This window comes from Pseudomonas sp. NPDC089392, from assembly GCF_044749595.1.
In the GTDB taxonomy this organism is placed as follows: Bacteria; Pseudomonadota; Gammaproteobacteria; order Pseudomonadales; family Pseudomonadaceae; genus Aquipseudomonas.
Genome location: NZ_JBIVIF010000060.1, coordinates 15,134 through 34,448, shown reverse-complemented (window position 1 = coordinate 34,448; position 19,315 = coordinate 15,134). Strand labels below are relative to the sequence as shown.

General features: G+C 67.7%; 16 protein-coding genes. 4 read left to right on the top strand and 12 right to left on the bottom strand.

Annotated features, from left to right (window positions below):
• Nucleotides 1–179: 179 nt before the first annotated feature.
• Nucleotides 180–1,592 (bottom strand): mannose-1-phosphate guanylyltransferase/mannose-6-phosphate isomerase, encoded by a 1,413-nt coding sequence (locus ACIP1G_RS29655; RefSeq protein ID WP_400743698.1) that lies wholly within the window; start codon nt 1,590–1,592, stop codon nt 180–182.
• Nucleotides 1,593–1,766: 174 nt separating this feature from the next.
• On the opposite strand from ACIP1G_RS29655, the gene ACIP1G_RS29650 reads away from it, so the two are divergent.
• The 3 genes from ACIP1G_RS29650 (at nt 1,767) to ACIP1G_RS29640 (ending at nt 4,464) form a co-directional block, all read left to right on the top strand.
• Nucleotides 1,767–2,609, top strand: coding sequence for a D-hexose-6-phosphate mutarotase (locus ACIP1G_RS29650; protein ID WP_400743695.1), 843 nt, complete (start codon nt 1,767–1,769; stop codon nt 2,607–2,609).
• 167 nt (nt 2,610–2,776) lie between these two features.
• Nucleotides 2,777–3,523, top strand: coding sequence for an electron transfer flavoprotein subunit beta/FixA family protein (locus ACIP1G_RS29645; protein ID WP_207526085.1), 747 nt, complete (start codon nt 2,777–2,779; stop codon nt 3,521–3,523).
• Nucleotides 3,523–4,464, top strand: a complete 942-nt coding sequence (locus ACIP1G_RS29640) for an electron transfer flavoprotein subunit alpha/FixB family protein (protein WP_400743692.1) — start codon at nt 3,523–3,525, stop codon at nt 4,462–4,464. Before ACIP1G_RS29645 ends, ACIP1G_RS29640 begins: the two co-directional genes overlap by 1 nt.
• A 164-nt stretch (nt 4,465–4,628) precedes the next feature.
• On the opposite strand, the gene ACIP1G_RS29635 is transcribed toward ACIP1G_RS29640, so the two are convergent.
• Nucleotides 4,629–4,922 (bottom strand): hypothetical protein, encoded by a 294-nt coding sequence (locus ACIP1G_RS29635; RefSeq protein WP_400743689.1) that lies wholly within the window; start codon nt 4,920–4,922, stop codon nt 4,629–4,631.
• Nucleotides 4,923–5,044: 122 nt separating this feature from the next.
• Here ACIP1G_RS29635 and ACIP1G_RS29630 point away from each other — a divergent pair, with 122 nt between their 5' ends.
• Entirely contained in the window at nt 5,045–5,314 is a 270-nt protein-coding gene (locus tag ACIP1G_RS29630) for a hypothetical protein (protein ID WP_400743687.1), read from the top strand.
• 58 nt (nt 5,315–5,372) lie between these two features.
• Here ACIP1G_RS29630 and ACIP1G_RS29625 read toward each other — a convergent pair whose 3' ends face one another.
• The 10 genes from ACIP1G_RS29625 to ACIP1G_RS29580 all read right to left on the bottom strand — a co-directional run bounded on the left by ACIP1G_RS29625 (nt 5,373) and on the right by ACIP1G_RS29580 (nt 19,267).
• Nucleotides 5,373–6,170 carry a class I SAM-dependent methyltransferase gene (locus tag ACIP1G_RS29625; protein ID WP_400743684.1) on the bottom strand — a complete coding sequence of 266 codons (798 nt, stop codon included), beginning with the start codon at nt 6,168–6,170 and terminating at the stop codon, nt 5,373–5,375.
• Nucleotides 6,171–6,232: 62 nt separating this feature from the next.
• Entirely contained in the window at nt 6,233–7,048 is an 816-nt protein-coding gene (locus ACIP1G_RS29620) for a class I SAM-dependent methyltransferase (RefSeq protein WP_400743681.1), read from the bottom strand.
• 11 nt (nt 7,049–7,059) lie between these two features.
• Entirely contained in the window at nt 7,060–11,136 is a 4,077-nt protein-coding gene (locus ACIP1G_RS29615) for a glycosyltransferase family 4 protein (protein WP_400743678.1), read from the bottom strand.
• A 63-nt stretch (nt 11,137–11,199) separates the two neighbouring features.
• Nucleotides 11,200–12,174 (bottom strand): GDP-mannose 4,6-dehydratase, encoded by a 975-nt coding sequence (gene gmd / locus ACIP1G_RS29610; protein WP_400743675.1) that lies wholly within the window; start codon nt 12,172–12,174, stop codon nt 11,200–11,202.
• Nucleotides 12,171–13,106, bottom strand: a complete 936-nt coding sequence (locus tag ACIP1G_RS29605) for a GDP-mannose 4,6-dehydratase (protein ID WP_400743672.1) — start codon at nt 13,104–13,106, stop codon at nt 12,171–12,173. Before ACIP1G_RS29605 ends, gmd begins: the two co-directional genes overlap by 4 nt.
• Nucleotides 13,103–14,605, bottom strand: a complete 1,503-nt coding sequence (locus tag ACIP1G_RS29600) for a methyltransferase domain-containing protein (protein ID WP_400743669.1) — start codon at nt 14,603–14,605, stop codon at nt 13,103–13,105. The genes ACIP1G_RS29605 and ACIP1G_RS29600 overlap by 4 nt, the downstream gene beginning before the upstream one ends.
• Nucleotides 14,602–15,855 (bottom strand): ABC transporter ATP-binding protein, encoded by a 1,254-nt coding sequence (locus ACIP1G_RS29595; RefSeq protein WP_400743666.1) that lies wholly within the window; start codon nt 15,853–15,855, stop codon nt 14,602–14,604. The genes ACIP1G_RS29600 and ACIP1G_RS29595 overlap by 4 nt, the downstream gene beginning before the upstream one ends.
• Nucleotides 15,852–16,643 (bottom strand): ABC transporter permease, encoded by a 792-nt coding sequence (locus ACIP1G_RS29590; RefSeq protein ID WP_400743665.1) that lies wholly within the window; start codon nt 16,641–16,643, stop codon nt 15,852–15,854. Before ACIP1G_RS29590 ends, ACIP1G_RS29595 begins: the two co-directional genes overlap by 4 nt.
• 3 nt (nt 16,644–16,646) lie before the next feature.
• Nucleotides 16,647–18,083, bottom strand: coding sequence for a glycosyltransferase family 4 protein (locus ACIP1G_RS29585; RefSeq protein WP_400743663.1), 1,437 nt, complete (start codon nt 18,081–18,083; stop codon nt 16,647–16,649).
• Nucleotides 18,084–18,085: 2 nt separating this feature from the next.
• Nucleotides 18,086–19,267 (bottom strand): cystathionine gamma-synthase, encoded by a 1,182-nt coding sequence (locus tag ACIP1G_RS29580; protein WP_400743660.1) that lies wholly within the window; start codon nt 19,265–19,267, stop codon nt 18,086–18,088.
• Nucleotides 19,268–19,315 lie beyond the last annotated feature (48 nt).

Here is a 19,315-nt window from a genome sequence, read left to right as displayed (position 1 = left end):
TCGTGTTTGGGGGGGCGGGCGCGGGGTCTCCAAAACCAAAACCCCCCCTACTGGTGCGCCGCAGGTGAATTGTCGCGGTCGCGGCTCGCGCCGCTCCTACAGGTAGATCGCGCAGATCGCGGCAGCGGAAAAAAGAAGACCGGCCTGGGCCGGTCTTCTTTATCGCTTAGAAACAGCGCTTACGAACGGCCGTACACATCCTCGAGCCGGACGATATCGTCCTCGCCCAGATAGCTGCCCGACTGCACTTCGATCAGCTCGACCGGCTCGGTGCCGCGGTTGCGCAAACGGTGCACGCTGCCGAGCGGGATGTACGTGCTCTCGTTCTCGCGCAGCTCGAACACCTTCTCGTCGCAGGTGACCTCGGCCACGCCCGACACCACGATCCAGTGCTCGGCGCGCTTGTGGTGCTTCTGCAGGCTCAGCGCCGCGCCCGGCTTGACCACGATGCGCTTGACCTGGAAGCGCTCGCCCATGTCGATGGAGTCGTAATTGCCCCACGGACGGTAGACCTTGCGGTGGAACAGGTGCTCCTGCCGCCCGGCCTGCTTGAGCTTGTCGACGATGGTCTTGACGTCCTGCACCCGGTCCTTGCGCGCGACCAGGGTCGCGTCGGGCGTATCGACGATGACCAGGTCTTCGACGCCGATGGTCGCGATCATGCGCCGTTCCGACGCGCGCACCAGGCTGTCGCGGGTGTCGACCGAAATCACGTCGCCTTCGTAGCGGTTGCCGTCGTCGTCGCGCTCGGCCACCGCCCACAGCGACGACCACGAGCCGATATCGCTCCAGCCGCAGCTGACCGGCACCACCGCGGCGCGGTCGGTCTTCTCCATCACCGCGTAGTCGATGGAATCGTTCGGGCTGGCCGCGAACGCGTCCTTGCCGACGCGGATGAAGTCGAGGTCGCGGCTGGCCTGCGCATAGGCGGCGCGCGCGGCCTCGAGGATGCCGGGCGCCAGCTTCTGCAACTCGTCCAGATAACGCTGGGCCTTGAACAGGAACATGCCCGAGTTCCAGGCATAGGTGCCGGCGGCGACATAGCCTTCGGCGGTGGCCTGGTCGGGCTTCTCGACGAAACGGCTGACCTGGTAGCCGCCCTCGCCCAGCGCTTCGCCGCGGGCGATGTAGCCGTAGCCGGTTTCCGGATAATCCGGAGTGATGCCGAAGGTGACCAGCCAGTCCTGCTCGGCCAGCACGGCGGCGCGCGCGACCGCGTCGCGGAACGCCTCGACGTCTTCGATCAGGTGATCGGCCGGCAGCACCAGCATGGTCGCCGCGGGCTCCTGCGCGACCAGGTGCAGCGCGGCCAGGGCGATCGCCGGCGCGGTGTTGCGCGCGCTCGGCTCCAGCAGGATCGCGCCGTTGGCCACGCCGATGCCCTGCAGCTGTTCGCCGACCATGAAGCGATGGTCTTCGGCGCAGACGGTGACCGGCGCGCCGGTGTCGGGCAGCGCGTTGGCGCGCAGCAGGGTTTCCTGGAACAGCGAGTGGTCGCCGATCAGCGAAAGGAATTGCTTGGGCTGATTTTGGCGCGACAGCGGCCAAAGGCGCGAACCGCTGCCACCACTGAGAACGACGGGGTGAAGCATCCTGGCTCCAGATTTCGGAACGAAAAGGGGCGCCAAGGATAGCCGAACCCCCGTTCGCTCCGGCTTCACGGCCGCTAAACCGGACGAGTCCGAGCCCCGGTAATATGACCTGCGTGCCAGCTTGGTCCGCGCCGCGCCCCCATGCTGGCCCCTTTCGATGCCACGGACGGAACGATGAACGCGCCCACCCTGCCCGCTCCCCAGCACCTGAACGGCCCCGGCGACTCGCGGATCGAAGCCAGCGCGTTCGGAGCGCACCTGCTGTCGTGGCACTGCCGCGGCCGCGAGCGCCTGTACCTGAGCCCGAACGCCAGTTTCGGCGCCGGCAAGGCGATCCGCGGCGGCGTGCCGGTGATCTTCCCGCAGTTCGCCGAACGCGGCGACGGCCCCCGCCACGGCTTCGCCCGCACCCTGACCTGGGAGGCCGAACCGCAGCCGCAACGGCTGTCGTTCCGGCTGCGCGACCGCGAGGAAACCCGCCGCCACTGGCCGCACCGGTTCGAGGCCGAACTGGACCTGGAGCCCGGCGAAGACCGCCTGCGCATCGCCCTGACCGTACGCAACGCCGACCGCGCCGCGTTCGAATTCAGTGCCGCCCTGCATACCTATCTGGCCGTGGCCGACGTCGCCGCGGCCCTGGTCCATGGCCTGGAAGACCGGCCGTACCTCGATTCGGCCGACGGCGGCGCGACCCGCCCGGCCAGCGACGCGCCGGTGCGCTTCGACGGCGAGGTCGACCGCATCTACCCCGACACCCGCCGGCCGCTGCGCATCACCGACGGCGAGCACATGCTGCGCTGCGAAGCCGAGGGCTTCGCCGACACCGTGGTGTGGAATCCCGGTGCCGAACTGGCCGCCGGCATGGCCGACCTGGAGCCCGCCGGCCACCGCCGCTTCATCTGCGTGGAAGCCGCGCAGGTGCTGCAGCCGGTGCGGCTGGAGCCCGGCCAGGTCTGGACCGGGGCGCAGATCCTGGTGGTGGAAAGCTCGTCCTCGCAGTACCGCATCGGCGGCTGAACCGCGCCGGGGCGCCGCGCCGCCGCCCCCGCCGTGCCCGCGCGTTGCGCCCGCAAGCCTTGCCCGGCGCGGGTTTGCGGCCGACTGCGTCGGCTGGCCGTCTCCGCTACAATCGAGGGCTGTCGGCCGTCCCCCGGCCCACACCCCCCACAAGGAAATCCCGCACGATGAAGATCCTCGTCGGCTACAAGCGCGTGGTGGACTACAACGTCCGCATCCAGGTCAAGCCGGACGGTTCCGGCGTGATCACCGACGGCGTCAAGCTGTCGGCCAACCCGTTCGACGAAATCGCCCTGGAAGAAGCGCTGCGCCTGCGCGACAAGGGCATCGCGACCGAAGTCGTGGTCGCCACCATCGCCCCCGCCGACGCCCAGGCGCACCTGCGCAACGGCCTGGCGATGGGCGCCAACCGCGCCGTCCACGTGGTCAGCGACCAGCCGATCCAGCCGCTGACCGCCGCGCGCGCGCTGCTGAAGCTGATCGAGAAGGAACAGCCGGACATCGTCATCCTCGGCAAGCAGGCCATCGACGACGACGCCAACCAGACCGGCCAGATGCTGGCCACGCTGTGGGGCCGCCCGCAGGCGACCTTCGCGTCCAAGCTCGAGGTCGCCGACGGCAAGGCCACGGTCACGCGCGAAGTCGACGCCGGCCTGGAAACCCTGGAAGTGGATCTGCCTGCGGTGGTGACCACCGACCTGCGCCTCAACGAGCCGCGCTTCATCAAGCTGCCCGACATCATGAAGGCCAAGAGCAAGCCGCTGGAAACCATCGCGTTCGCCGACCTCGGCGTCGACGCCGGCGACACCCTCAAGACCACCCATTACGCGCCGCCGCCGAAGCGCAGCAAGGGCGTGATGGTCAAGGACGCGGCCGAACTGGTCGCCGCACTGAAGCAGAAGGGGTTGCTGTGATGAGCAAGGTATTGATCGTCGCCGAACATCTGGAAGGCAAGCTCAACGCGTCGACCGCCAAGTGCGTGTCGGCCGCGCAGGCGCTCAAGCCCGAGTCCATCGACATCGTCGTGCTCGCCGCCGACCCGGCCGCCGTGGCCGCGCAGGCCGCGCAGATCGCCGGCGTGGCCAAGGTGCTGACCGTGGCCAACGCCGCCAACGCCAACGCCATCGCCCAGGTCCAGGCGCCGCAGGTCGCCGCGGTCGCGAACGGCTACAGCCACGTGTTCGGCCCCTCGACCACCTTCGGCAAGGACCTGATGCCGTGCGTGGCCGCGCTGCTCGGCGTGGCCCAGGTGTCGGACGTGATGGCGGTCGAAGGCAGCCACACCTTCAAGCGCCCGATCTACGCCGGCAACGCCATCGTCACCGTCGAAGCCCCGGCCGACCACGCCGTGGTCGCGACCGTGCGCACCGCCTCGTGGCCGGAAGCGGCCGGCGGCGGCAGCGCCGCGGTCGAAGCCGCGTCGGTCGACGCCGCGCTGCCGAGCCACACCCGCTACATCGGCCTGGCCGCCGGCAAGTCCGACCGTCCCGACCTGCAGAGCGCCAGGCGCGTGGTCTCCGGCGGCCGCGGCGTCGGTTCGCAGGAGAACTTCAAGATCATCTACGACTTCGCCGACAAGCTCGGCGCCGCCGTCGGCGCCTCGCGCGCCGCGGTCGACGCCGGCTACGTCCCGAACGAACTGCAGGTCGGCCAGACCGGCAAGATCATCGCCCCCGAGCTGTACGTCGCCGTCGGCATCAGCGGCGCGATCCAGCACCTGACCGGCATCAAGGACGCCGGCACCATCGTCGCGATCAACAAGGACGGCGAGGCGCCGATCTTCGAGATCGCGGACATCGGGTTGGTGGGGGATCTGTTCAAGCTGTTGCCGGAGCTGGAAGCCGCGCTCGGTTGAAAAGCGCGACCGGCGGCTCGCGCGCAGCGCCAGCCGCCGGAGCGCCCCATGCATTGCTGCAGCAAAGATGCTTTAAGCGCCGGCGCGAAAGACCGGCCTGAAATCCGGCGGCTGACGGTCAGCGAGTTCGCCGACGATGGATCCGAAATGATAGTGGGCAATGGTTAATCGCTAAGGCGTTCAAAGCGCGCTCGGAAAACATTCGAGCCGCGACGATTTTCGCCTCCGGCGTGTCGAATTCCTCGGAAACGGCGCCGCAGCCGTTGCTGCGCGACCGCCAGATGCCGGCCGAAGCGCTGCTCGGCGCGCACGGCAAGTTCGTTTAGTTCAGCACCTGCAGCCTGACCGACGCGGATCGCAAGGCCACGCCTTACGTGGCGCACGAGACCGCGATGGAGGCCCTGGTGCTCGCCCATCGCGATGCGCTGGTGATCCGACTGCCGCAGGCCGTCGGCCATACGCCCAATCCGCATACGCCGACCAACTTCCTCGCATCGCGAGCGGCGAGCGGTTCACGCTGTGGACCAAGGCGGTCCGCTCGCTGATCGACTTCGACGACATCGCCAGCATCGCGATCGCCATGATCGACGAGGGCCTCAGCGGCCGCGTGGCGCACGTCGCCGCGGCGGTGATGGTCGACGGCCGCAAGGTCGGCGAATACGACTTCACCCTCGACAATGCCGACGCCAAGCCGCTGGAGTTCGAGTACGCCTGCGCCGACGCGCACAAGGCCGGAAACGCACTGGCGTTGAATTTCGATATCGGCGGCGCGGCGATGCCGTCCGCGCTGGGAGTCGGATCGGACAACCGTCCGCTCGGCAGCAGCGATAACCGGCCGATCGCCGCATAGTCGGTACGACGTGGCCGAGAACCGGCCACGTCTTGCGCGAGCCCTTCGCGACCGTCGCTCAGACGGTCTTCTTGCGGAACACCTTCACGATTCCGCGCAGCAGCAACTCCTCGCGGCTGAACCCCAGCGACAGGCAACGCTCGAAATTCTCGTGCGATTCGCTGCCCGGGATCGCGCAGCCGCTCCAGTCGTTCTCGTACAGAAACTCGACCCGGCCGCGGATCGAATCGAACAGTTCCCGGTAGTACGAGAGCCGGCGCCGGTTCATGGCGTGCAGATACTCGGAAACCTCGTCCTCCGGCGCGCCGGCCTGCCGCATCATCTCGGAGAACTGTTCGTTGTCGCTGATCAGATGCTGCCAGGGCCGGGAGACCCGGTGCTGGAAGTGGCTGCCGAAATCGCAAGTCCAGATCGGATCGAACGTGATGTAGGCGAAACCGCCGGGCTTGAGCACGCGCACGATCTCGTTCAGCGCAGCGCCCGGATCGGGGATGTGCTCGAACGCGTTGAACGAACACACCGCGTCGAAAACCCCGTCGCGGTAGATCGTGTTCATCGCATCGACGGCGTGGAACTCCAGCCGCTGGATCGGAAACCGGTAGTCGTGCCGGCCGAACTTTTCGTGCAGGAGCTTGACCAGTTCGCCGCCGAAACGGGCGTTCTGGTCGAAGTAATCGGAGCAGTAGATCCGCCCGACCTCGTTGGCCAGGAAGCCGCTGTGCATCCCGGCGCCGCCGCCCACGTCCAGTACCAGGTCGTTCGGCGAGAAGCTCAACCCGCTCTGCGACAGCATGTGTTTCATCCGATCGACTTCGGCCAGATGCTCAGCCAGGTCGCGCGCTTCGTCGTATGACATCGGGTGCTCCAAGAACGGATACGTGGTGACGAACGGTTGTAATGCGAACGGCGACGTCGCTGTCAGGCGTACTTTCGCAGAAGGAACTTGCCGCCGTACGTGGTGAAATCGCGCCGATCCGGGAAGCGCTCGCGCAACAGGCCCAGGGTCTTGCGATCCAGCGGCGCGTACATGTACTCGCTGCCGACCATCTGGAAATAGGTCGAGAACAAGGCCAGATAGTCGTCGAAGAACCGGCGGTTGATGATGTCGGTGTCGAACATCCAGTGCTGCACCACCCTGGCCTGATCTTCGGTAGCGCCCTGGCTCAGGTACCAGTCGAGCACTTCCTCGCGCGAGCACAGCAGATGCATGTGCGCGGGCATGCCGCGCAGCCAGAAGTTGTAAAGGGGATTGTCGCCGTCGGAATACAGATGATGGCCGATGTGGCAGGACCAGCTCGGCCCGAACAGCGAGCTGAAGTAGCCGCCCGGCTTGAGCAGACGGTCGATCTCCTTGAACGCGGCGTCCAGGTCGGACACGTGCTCGAGCAGCGACAGCGTCACCACCGCATCGAAAGACCCGTCCTCGAACCCGGTGCGCTGGGTGATGTCGCCCACCACGACCTCGAACCCTTCGACGGCAGCGTCCTTGTGTTCGGCCCACAGGGTCAGCAATTTGACCTCGGCGGGCCGGTACTTCAAGACCAGTTCCCGCAGCTGGTCGGCATCGAATCCGATGCACAGGCATCGCTTTCCTTCCAGGCCGGTCCACCTGGAAAAGAATTCGAACATGTCCATCGTCGTCGCATTTTCAATCGGCGCGGTAAAAGCCAGATGAGCAGCATCCATATCGACTCGTACTCCGGTGTCGTGTTCGTCGATTCCGATCGGGGCCAAGCCCCTGTCTCTTAGCGTTTCGCGACAGCCTCGATCAAGATCCCGCGCAGCTGTTCGGCCAACGCCTCCCAACTGAACCCTATCGCCAAAGGGCGGCCCGAGCGGCCATGCCGGTCGGCCAGTTGCGGGTCGCGCAAATACTTGCCGATCGCGGCCGCAAGCTCCGCCGCGTTGTCGGCCAGAAAACCGTTCTCCCCGTCCTTCGCCAGTTCGGTGAAAGCGACCGTGGAGGCGCGCGCCACCACCGGCCGCTCGACCATCCACGATTCGAGCAGCACGATGCCGAAACTCTCGCTTTCGCTCATGTTGGCCAGGCACAACGACTCGGACAGCGCGCCGATGACGACCTCGCGCGGTTGCGCGCCGTAGTAATGCACGCCGTCGCCCTGCAACGGCAGGCCGTCGTCGTCGGGGCCGATCAGGACCACGTCGAGGTCCTCGCCGGCGCGGCGCAGCGCTTCGCAGGCCTGGACGATCATGCGGTAGTTCTTCGCTCCCGCCTTGCGTCCCAGCACCAGCACGAACGGCCGCCCACTGGGATGCACGCGGCGGAACGCCTCGCGGCCGCGGGCGACCGAGTCGTCCGAAAAGTCCTCCGCGCGGAAGCCGCCGCCTGCGGTCACCACCGAATCCACGCCGCCGACCCGATCGAAGAACGCCGGCTTGCTGGCGGCGGGGGCCGCGATCACCGTGTCGGCGCGCGCGAACGCGTCGTAGAAATCGCGCCAATGGTAATAGCGGTCTTCCATATGGAAGTGCGGCAGCACGACCGAGGCCAGCCCGTGCATCGCGGCCGTGCGCACGCCCAGGACCGAACTGGCGAACGGCACGCCCTGGGCGAGCACGACATCGTAGTTCGCCGCGTTGCGGTCGAGCCAACGCTCCAGCGCGGAGCTGTGCGGCCCGCGGATGCAGCTGAAGCGGCGATCGATGTCGCGCGGCCTGCGCTTGACCAGCTCGATCAGTTCGGCGACCCAGCGCTCCGGCAGTTTGGCGCGGGCACGCTCTTCCATGCCTTCGCGCAGATCGACCTGGACGCTGCCGCCGGCGCCGATGAGTTCGATCGCAGACACGATGTACGCCAGCTCGCGCGCGTCTTCGCGGCTGTCCATCGTCGCCGAAGCCCTCAGCTCCAACACATCGCCGGCAGCGGGCAACGCCTGCTGGAACGAGAATTTTCCGGACAGGTTCCTGGCTTCGGCTTCGACCCCGCCGGCGCTCACCGACAGCCCCACCGGCTGCAACGCCAAGCCCGAAATCCTGACCGACTCGATCCCCTGCGGCAGCTTCACCTGGGCGATCCGTCCCGCCCAGCGCACGGTCCGGCCGTCGCTGTTCTCCGGGTAGTTCCAGCCGCCCAGAAGGCCCACGCCCAGTTCGTCGGCCAGGGTCGCGCCGATCTGCAAAGACTCCCGCATCCATGCGGCCTGCAGAACGGCGGCATCGTCGAAGCGGTCTTGCGGCGGCGGGTCGGGCGGGAACAGCAGCACTTGGCCGCGCATCGCAGGAACGCCGTCGCCGGCCGCGGGCGGTTCGTAATCGGCGGAAAAATGCAGACGGTCGTGGATGGCGCCGACCGCGGTCGCGGCCACGTCGATGCGCAAGTCCTCGCTCTTCTCGAGCTCGCGCAACGTGTTGAGCAAATACGTTTCGGCGCCGCCGCGGGCCGGTTCGCTGAAGCGGTAGGTCAGCACCAATACCCGGCACGGCCCCTCGCGCCCGATCAGGCCGCGCAGTTCGCGACGCAGGCGTCCGCCCAGGATGCGCCAGTCCAGGTGCGCAGCGACGTAATCCACCGCTTCGGCGGAAATGCGCGCGCGCAGCGCGGCGTCGCCGCACAGCTTGGGGATCCAGTCGGCCATCGCCTCCGGCTTCGCCTCGATGTAGTGCTCGCCGGCGCGCAGCCCGGGAAAGCCGCGCACGCCGACCGTCGAGGTCAGCATCGGCAGACCGGCGGCCAGGAAATCCGGAACCTTGAGGCTGGAACCGCCGCCCTCGAACAGCGGGCACAACGCGACGTCCGCCAGCGCCAGCAGCGCGTCCTTGTCGGCGCGGCTGATGAAGCCCAGCAAGGCGACGTTCTGCGGCAGCGCCGCGACGTTGATCGCTTCGCACACCGAGCCGACCATGGCGAAATTCACCTGCGGATTGCGTGCGGCCAGTTCGTCGATGATGAACTGCGCGGCGCGCACGTTCGGCGGATGCGCGCTGCCGAGGAACACCGCCAGCGGCGCGCGCGCCCCCGGCTCCGCGGCCGGCAGCGCCGAGCGGCGCACCAGCGGCTGGCAGACGCCGTTTTCGACGGTTACCGCGCGCGCCGCGCCGTAGTATTCGCGGAAGCATTCGCTGTCGGCCTCGGAAACGCAGACCACCAGATCGGCGCGCGCGACGATGTCGCGCTCCAGGCGCCGGGTCAGTTCCAACCAGCGCTCGCCGTCGCTGCGAGCGGCCAACAGGTCGCGCTTGAGTTCGGCCTCGACGTTCTGCGAGGAGTGCACGACCGGCATGCCCTCCGGTACCAGCGCCAACAAAGGCGCGAGGAAGCATTGTTCGAAGCTGACCACCGACGCGGTCGCGATTTCCTCGCGGAACGCGGCGACCAAGGCTTCGTTGGCCATGCAGTGCTCGGCGGCGACCAGATCGGCCACCGACACGCTCTGCCCCTTCAGCGACTCGATGTCTTCGCGGCGGTGCGCGGGGGTCTTCGGAATCGAGCGCTGGACCACGCCGGGCGCGATCGTGCGCCGCACCGGCGCATCGCCGTTGTTGAAGCACAGGAAGGTCACGTCGAACTCGCGCCCGAGCTCGCTGAGCAACTCCTTGATCCGCACCTGGCCGCCGCCGGCGGCCTGATGCACTTCGTAATCGCACACCGCCAGCAGGCGCTTGCGCGCGCTTGCGTCGACCGGGGGCGCCAGCACCTGACCGATCGCCTGCGCGGTGTGTTCGGCGATCGAAGCCCAGGTGTAGCGCGCGTCGGCGAAGTCGGCGCCGCGCCGGCCCAACGCGTGCGATGCCGAGGCGTCGCCGAGCATCGCGCGCAGCGCCGCGGCGAAACCGTCCAGCTCGCTGACGTTCGCCTGCACGCCCGGCTCGATGTCCAGGCCGCGCGCGCCCACCGGCGTAGACAGCACCGGCGCGGCGTGGCCCATGTAATCGAGCATCTTCAGATTGGTGCCGGCGCCGCTGCGCAGCGGATTGATGGCCGCGCCGCAACGCCACAGCAACGCGTCCTTCTCCGCCGCGTCGACGAAGCCCAGCAACTTGACGTTCGCCGGCACCGGCTTGGTATAGGCCTTGCACACCGCGCCGAGCACATGGAAGGTGACGTCGCTCAGCGCCGGCGCCAGTTCTTCGGCGATATACGCCAGCGCTTCGATGTTGGGCGGATGCGCGCTGCCCAGGAACAGCGCCGAACGCTCGCGCGGCGGCGCCGGGTCGGGCCCGCGCACGGGCTCGAAACCGTTCGGCGCCAGGAAGATGCGCTCGCGCGCAAAGCCGAACACCTCGGCGAACGCATCGCGTTCCTCGCGGCTGATCGCGAACACGGCGGAACTGCAGGCGATCAGGCGCGCTTCGATGTCGCGAACGAACGCCGCGCCGCGGCGGCCGATGTCGCCGCGGAACATCTGTTCGGCCAGTTGATACTCGACGTTGTACGCGTTGTAGATGCGCAGCTTGCCGTCGCTGCCGGCGCCGCGGTCGTACGGAAGCGTGAACGGAGACTCGTGCACGACCACGTCGGCCGCGCGCACCAGCTCGCCCATGCGCCGGGCGAGTTCGCTGTCGAACTCGCCGGCCAGCGCCAGCGCCAGCGCCGAGCACTCCGGGCCGATGCCTTCGGCGTCCAGCTTCCAGTGGATCTGATCGGCTTCGCGCGGCTTGGGCACGCGGATTTCGCGGAACGAAGCGGAATGCTCGACGGTTTCGGTCTTGGCGTCGGCGTAGGTGGCCGACAGCAAGGTCACGTCGAAAACTTCGCTGAGATGGCGATACAGCATGTAGTACCGCTGCTCCCCCCCGCTGCGCGGCGGCACGAAGGCCGGGAAGAAGTTGATCGCCAGTAGCTTGGTTCGCTTCGCTGCCATTTCCTGTTCCGTCGGATCCTTGTACTTCTGCCGGCCCGTTCCAGGGCCGGCGGCACTGCGGGTTTAGCGCGAGCTCAGACGACGCATGTCGGCGTCGACCATCATCGTGATGAGCTGCTGCAACGAGGTCTTGGGCGACCAGCCCAGCTTCGCCTTGGCCTTGGCCGGGTTGCCGAGCAGGACATCGACTTCGGCGGGACGGAAGAACTTCTCGTCGATGACCAGGTGGTCGTCCATGTTCAGGCCGACGTGGCCGAACGCGATCTTGCACATGTCGCGCACGGTGGTGGTCTCGCCGGTGGCCACGACGTAATCGCCGCCGCTTTCCTGCTGCGTCATCAGCCACATCGCTTCGACGTAGTCGCCGGCGAAGCCCCAGTCGCGCTTGGCGTCGATGTTGCCCAGGCGCAATTCGGACTGCTGGCCCAGCTTGATGCGGGCGACCGCGTCGGTGACCTTGCGGGTCACGAACTCGATGCCGCGCAGCGGCGACTCGTGGTTGAACAAGATGCCGCTGGAGGCGTGCAGGCCGAAGCTCTCGCGGTAGTTCACCGTGCCCCAGTGCGCCATCATCTTGGCCACGCCGTAGGGGCTGCGCGGATAGAACGGCGTGGTCTCGTCCTGCATCTCGGCCTGGATCAGGCCGAACATCTCGCTGGTCGAAGCCTGGTAGAAACGCGCCTTCGGATTGACGATGCGCACCGCCTCGAGCACGTTGAGCGCGCCGACGCCGTCGACCTGAGCGGTCAGCAGCGGCTGCTGCCAGGACGAACCGACGAAGCTCTGCGCGCCGAGGTTGTAGACCTCGTCGGCCTTGGAGGTTTCCATCGCCCGGATCAGCGACGACAGATCGGTCAGGTCGCCGTCGAGCAACGTCACCTGATCGGCGATGCCCAACTCGCGCAGGCGCCACAGCGTGTCGCTGCTGCGGCGCGCCAGGATGCCGAACACCCCGTAGCCCTTGGACAGCAGCAGTTGCGAAAGATAGGCGCCGTCCTGGCCGGTGATGCCCGTGATCAATGCGTTCTTGTTGCTCATGAGTGATTCCGCTGGTCGATTAGAATGTCTTGCAAGGTCTGGTCCATCGGTATGCGCGGGGCCCATCCGGTCGCATCGCGCAAGGCTTGCGAGGACCCCACCATCCGCCGTTGCTCGGCCCGGCGCAATTTGGCCGGATCCTGACGGATTTCGGCGTGAACGCCTTCGATCCGGCACATGGCCTCGAGCAGGTCGCGCACTTTGCGCTCGACGCCCGAAGCCACCAGGTACAAGCCGCCGCCGATACCGTCGCGCAATGCGGCGGCATAGGCGGCGACGATGTCGCGCACATCGGTGAAGTCGCGCGTCGTGTCGATGTCCCCGGCCTCGATCACCGGCGCCTGCCGCCCTTGCGCGATCGCCACCACCTGGCTGGCCAGCGCGGGCAACACGAACTGCCGTCCCTGCCCGGGGCCGACGTGATTGAACGGACGCAGCACGATCGCATCGAGCCCCTCGCTGCGCTGCCACTGCAGGCACAGCTGCTCGGCCGCCAGCTTGCTGACCGCATAAGGGTTGCGCGGGGCCGGCATCAGCCGCTCGGTCACCGGCATTTCCGCCTCGGCCACCTGGCCGTAGACGTCGCCGGAGCTGACGAACAGGAAGCGCCCGGCGAACCGCGCGCCCTTGAGCGCCTGCAACAGGTTCAAGGTGCCGAGCGTGTTGATCTCGAAGGTTTCGCGCGGATCCTCGAAGGAACGCGGCACGAAGCTTTGCGCCGCCAGGTGCAGGACCGCGTCCGGACGCGCCTGCGCGACGACGGCCGCGACCGCGTCCGCATTGCGGATGTCCCAGCCGTGGTCGGGCGTGTGGAATTCGTAATCGCCGAAATCGCCGGCGCGCACCGCCGCCTCGACGTAGCGGCCGACGAAGCCGGTGCCGCCGGTCACCAACAGGCGGCGCGGCGCGTTCGCGGTAGCGGCCGCGCTCACGGACGCTTCGCCAAAATGGCGTAGTCGGGCGCGACATGCATGGTCCACAGCATGTCGTTGATCGACTTGGCGCCGGGCACTTCGGGCGGCAGCAGCGGCGGCGCATTGAGCTCGCGGTGCGCGCTCAGCCGTTCGATCCGCGAACCGGCGAAACCGCGGTTCTCCACCGTCCAGCGCAACATGCTCGGCGGCAGCGGGTTGCGATGGGTCGGATCCATGTAGAAGTAATGCGAGCCGACCATGATGTTCTCGGGGTTCGGGGTCTCCAGCAGCAACAAGCCGCCGGGGCGCAGCACGCGCAGGGCTTCGTCGATCAGCGCCACCACCTGCTCGAACGGCAGGTGCTCGACCAGATGCATCGACGTGATGGCGCCGGCCGAGGCTTCCGGCATGCTGCGCAAGACCTGCACCGCGTCGCCTTCGACCACCTTCAATCCGGTGCCCGCGCAACTGAGCGCGAAATCGTGGTTGAGATCGATGCCGCTGGCCTCCAGGCCGTGCTCGGCGAGCAGCTCCAGCCATTCGCCGCGGCCGCAGCCGATGTCGATCACCGGCGCGCCGGGAACGCCGGCGCCGGCTTCGCGGATCCATTCCAGGTAAGGCTCCACGCGCAAGCGCACCAGTTCGCGCGAGCCGCGATACTCGTCCTCGAAATCGGCGTACAGCTTGTCCATCTTGGCGCGTTCGCGTTCGGCCTCGAGGGTCAGCCGTTCGCGTTCGCGTTCGGCCTCGAGGGCCAGCCGTTCGCGTTCGCGTTCGGCCTCGAGGGCCAGCCGTTCGCGCTCGCGCTCGCGTTCGAGCTCGTCCTGGTGCAGGCGCTCGAACGCCGACATCATCCGCGAGACCTCGCGCGACAGCCCCGCGTTCTGCCCGCGCAGCTCGCCCATCTCGTCCATCATCTGGTTGACGTGGCGGCCGAGCTCGTGGGCTTCGCGCGCCTGGGTCGCTTCCATCGTGTACTGGCGGTCGAACATCGCGCCCAGCCGGGCGACGCCGTGCAGCCAGGACAGCACATGGCCGATCAGCGGCTTGCGCTTCCACTGCTGCAACTTGTACGGCAGCAACAAGCCGTCGATGTGCACCTGCTTGGACATGCCTTCCGGCGACCAGCGCAGCTGCGCCAGCACTTCCACCTTGGTGGTATGCCCGGAGCGCAGTTCGTGCAGGAAGTAATTGAAGCCGTCCGGATCCGGATCGCGCCGCAACACCACCCGGTAGGCCATTTCGACGAAGCTCGCGTCGGACGGACCGAGCAGTTCGCTCAGCACGTACTCGCGCTTGACCGGCACCGAGTAGGTGCTCGAGCGCCAACGCTGCAGTCCGGGCGCCGCGCCGGGCTGGCTGCCGGCGAAGATGCGGCCGATGCGCTCGCGCATGCGCTCGACCGCGCCGTCGGCGTCGCCCGCGGCGTCGGACTCGAGCGGAATCGATTCGCGCAGGCGCTCGCCGGCGGCGCGCATCACTGCGTCGACGTCCAACGGATCCAGTTCCCGGCTCATCGTTGCGCCTCCGCGTTCGCCGCTGCGGACGCGCGCACTTCGATCGACGGCGGAATCCAGGCGTTGCCTACGAACATCGTCTTGTCCAGGTTAGCCACGGTGAACACCAGCGCCAGATCGCGCCACTGATAGTTCTTCTGCAAATGGGTCTCCCCGCCGGTCAAGGCCACGGAGAACGAGTAAGACCCCACGCCCAGGTTGGCGGGAAAACTGACCCGGTATTCGACCTCGCTGCCGGCCGGCAAATGCTCGTCCGCCTGCCCGGTGTGGTGGGTGTTGGTGCCGAACATCGCCTGGCCGAGCCGGTCGCGGATCATGTAGCCGAACACCAACCGCTCCAGCGCGCCGTGCACACGCACCCGCGCGCGCAGCGTCACCGGCTGGCCGACGCCGACGAACTCGACCGGCGCGTCGTTCTGGTCCAGCAATTGCAGTTCGACGATCTCGGCTTCGCCGGTGCCCGACTCGGTCGCGACCTTGCCGTCCTTGGCCTGCTCGGTCTTGACCGTGCTGTTCTCGCGCTTGGCGATCAGCGCGTTGTAGTAATCGAACACCTCGTAGGGATCGCTGTCGAGCACGGCCTTGCCGCCGTCGAGCAGGATCGCGCGGTCGCACAGCGCCTGGATCGCCACCGCGTCGTGCGAGACGATCAGCAGGGTGGTGCCGGCGTCGCGGAACTCGTGGATGCGCTTGAAGCACTTGTGGACGAAATAGGTGTCGCCGACCGACAGCGCTTCGTCGACGATCAGCACGTCCGGGCGCACCGCGGTCGCCACCGAAAACGCCACCCGCATCTGCATGCCGCTGGAATAGGTGCGCACCGGCTGGTCGAAGTACTCGCCGATTTCGGCGAACTCCTCGATCTGCGGCAGCAAGGCCTCGATCTGGTCCTGCGGCAGGCCCATCAGGCCGGCGGCGTGGATCACGTTCTGGCGCCCGGTCAATTCGCCGCTGAAACCCAAGCCCAGCTCCAGCAGCGCCGACACGCGGCCGTGCACGGACACCCGGCCCTCGCTCGGCTTGGAAGTGCCGGTGATCATCTTCAACAGCGTGCTCTTGCCCGCGCCGTTCTGGCCGACGATGCCGATCGATTCGCCCTGGTGCACGCTGAAGGAAACGTTGCGGATCACCCAGTGCTCGGCGCGCGGCTTCACCGGCACGCCGAACCAGCGCGCGAAGCGTTGCAGTTCGCTGGCGTATTCCACGTAGGACTTGCCTACGCCCTCCACCACCATCACCGGCCCGGTCATAGCACGTCCACCATTTCCGCCGAGGCGCGGCGGAACAGCAGCATCGCGATGGCCAACAGCACCGCCGCGGTCACCCACACCGTCGTCAGGCTGTACTGCGGTGCGCGCTGGTAGACGATCACGTCGTGATAGGCCATCGCCAGCGGCGCGACCGGGTTGAAGGCCAGCGACGCCTTGAAGCCGTCGGGCACGATCTTGATCGGATAGATGATCGGCGTGACCCAGAACCAGAATTGCAGCACCACCGCCATCACATGGCCGACGTCGCGCACGAACACGTTGAGCACGCCGACGATCAGGCCCACGCCGGTGGCCAGGGCCACGGTCAGCGCGATCAACACCGGCAGCCACAGGTAATGCAGGTTCGGATAAACGCCCAGGATCGGCAGGATGATCATCACCACGCACAGCAAGGCGATGTTGTTGACCATCGACGAGCCGACCGAGATCACCGGCAGGGCGATGCGCGGGAACTGCATCTTCTTCAGCAGCGAGGTGTTGTCGATGAACACGTTCTGCAGGCGCTGCACGATCTCGGCGAACAGCGACCAGCACAGGATGCCGGACATCAGATAGATGGCGTAGGCGTACTTGTTGTCCACGCCTTCCAGCCGCGCGGCCAGCACGTTGGACAGGATCGTCGCGAAGATGATGACCTGCGCCAACGGCTGCAGGATGATCCACAGCGCGCCGAAGGTGCTGCGCGAGAACCGCGCCTTGAACTCGTTCACCACCGATGAGGCGATGAAGCCGCGGTAGCGCCAGGCGGCGCCGAACATACCCACCATGATTCAGGGACTCCCCGTGGTTTCTGGCCGCGACGGCACGGCGCCGAGCGCCTGCATCGCGGAAATCTCGCGCAGCCGCGCCGCGATCGCTTCGGCGGCCGCGGCCGGCGCCAGCGTGCGCGCCACCGATTCGCGCGCGCGCTGGCCCAGTTCGGCGGCGTAGGCGCGGTCGTCGGCGAGCCGGCGCATGTGTGCGGCCGCGTGTTCCACATCGGCCTGGGCCCAGCGCGCGCCGGGCGGATGCGGATACTCGCCTTCGCCGACCGGAACGAAGCCGTAATCGATCAGGCAGCTGTCGTGCGCGCTCATGAATTCCAGATTGCCGGACCAACCGGTGCCGATCACCGGCTTGCCCAGCGCCATGCTTTCGGCCAAGCCCAGCCCGAAGCCCTCGGCGCGGTGCAGCGACACGTACGCGTCGGCGCAGCGCTGCAAAGCATGCACGTGGGCGCGGTCGATCACCTCGTCGCGCACGACGATGCGCGGATCGCGCGCGCCGAGCGCCAGCAGGCTGAGGAAGTTGTCGGGGTGGCGGTAGCCGTTGCTGGACTTGAGCAGCAGCTGCACGTCCTCGCGCCCGGGCGGGAACGCGCGCTGGAACGCTTCGACCACCGCGAAGGGATTCTTGCGGTGGATCCAGGAATTGAAATCGAAGGTGACCAGGAACACGAACCGGTCCGGCGCCAGGCCGAAGTCCTCGCGGCCGAGCCCGCTGTCCGGCACCGGGCACAGCGGCAACGGCACGCGCAGGATCGGCTTGGCGGTCGCGCGCCGGAACGCCTGCTCGACGAACTCGGTGGCGACCAGAATCTCGTCGACCAGGTCCAGCGCCGGCAACCAGTCCAAAGGAATTTCTTCCAGTTCCCAGAACCAGCACGCGATCAGGTAGCGCCCTTCGAGCTTGGCCTGGCCGATGTGGCGCAGCGCCTCGTCCAGATAATCGGGATTGACGAAGACGATGCTGATCGCGTGGTTGGCCTGGTCGCCGATGTGCGCATCCAGGCTGCGGTCGTCCAGACCGTGCGGCAGCTCGATGGCGATGTCGTGCAGCGCCACCGGAACGCCGGCCTCGATCAGGGCGCGGCCGTACATCCGCGCGCTTTCGGCCAAGCCGAACTGGCCGCGCAGGTAGGCGAAAATATTGACCCCGGGCGTATCGGTGCGGGCCGCCACGGGAGCCGCGATCGCGGCTTGCTCCGGCAGCGGCCGCGACCACGCCGGCGTGCGCGCGAAACGCGCGCGCCGGCTGGCGCGCGCGGCCAGCACGAACGACACCTTGTCGCGCAGGCGCTGCGGAAATCGCCGGTACACCGTACGCAACCAGGCCTGCCGGCGCACCCAGGCCGACAACCCGAGCAACAGCATGCCGGCGTCGGACCGGGCGGAAGCGCCGTCGCCCGCGGTCGTGCCGGCGTCGTGCGGTTTAGCGGAAGCTGCCATTCTCAGGCACCCAACGCCCGCTCGAGCTCATCGCGCAAATCCGCCACATCCTCCACCCCCACGCTCAGGCGCACCAGGTTGTCGGTGATGCCCAGCGCGGCGCGCCGGTCCGGCGGAATCGAGGCGTGGGTCATCACCGCGGGGTGGTTGACCAGGCTCTCCACGCCGCCGAGCGATTCGGCGATGGTGAACAGGTGGCAGCGCTCCATCATCCGCCGCGCGCCGTCCATGCCGCCCTTGACGTAGATGCTGACCATGCCGCCGAAGCCGTGCATCTGGCGCTTGGCCAGTTCGTGCTGCGGGTGCGACTTCAGGCCCGGATACAGGACCTTTTCCACCGACGGATGGGTTTCCAGCCACTCGGCCAGCGCCTGCGCGTTCTCGCAGTGCGCCTTCATGCGCAGGTGCAGGGTCTTCAGGCCGCGCAGGGCGAGGAAGCTGTCGAACGGGCCCTGGATGCCGCCGACCGCGTTCTGCAGGAAGGTCAGCTGTTCTTCCAGTTCCGGCGCGTCGCCGACCACAGCGATGCCGCCGACGATGTCGGAATGGCCGTTGAGGTACTTGGTCGCCGAGTGCATGACGATGTGCGCGCCCAGTTCCAGCGGGCGCTGCAGGATCGGCGAGGAAAAGGTGTTGTCGACCACCACGATCAGGCCGCGCTTGCGCGCGATTTCGGCGATGCGGGCGACGTCGACGAGCTTGAGCAGCGGGTTGGTCGGCGTCTCGATCCACACCAGCTTGGTTTCGGGGCGGATCGCCGCTTCGAACTTGGCCTCGTCGCTGAGGTCGACCCAGCTGAAGTCGAGCCCGGCGGTGCGCCGGCGCACGCGCTCGAACAGGCGGTAGGTGCCGCCGTAGACGTCGTCCATGGCGATGACGTGGCTGCCGGCGTCGAGCATTTCCAGGATTGTCGAGGTCGCCGCCAGGCCGGAGGCGAAGGCGTAGCCGCGGCGGCCGCCTTCCAGGCCGGCGATGCAGCGCTCGTAGGCGAACCGGGTCGGGTTGTGGCTGCGCGAATACTCGAAGCCCTGGTGCTGGCCGGGGCTGCTCTGGGCGTAGGTCGAGGTCGCGTAGATCGGCGGCATGACCGCGCCGGTGCTGGGGTCCGGGGACTGGCCGGCGTGGATCGCGAGGGTGCCCAGACCGGGCTTGCGCGCTCCGTCTTGCGGCTGCTGTTGGCTCATCGATTCGGTTCCGTGCGCTGTATGGTCGGCCGCGCGATTGGCCGATGG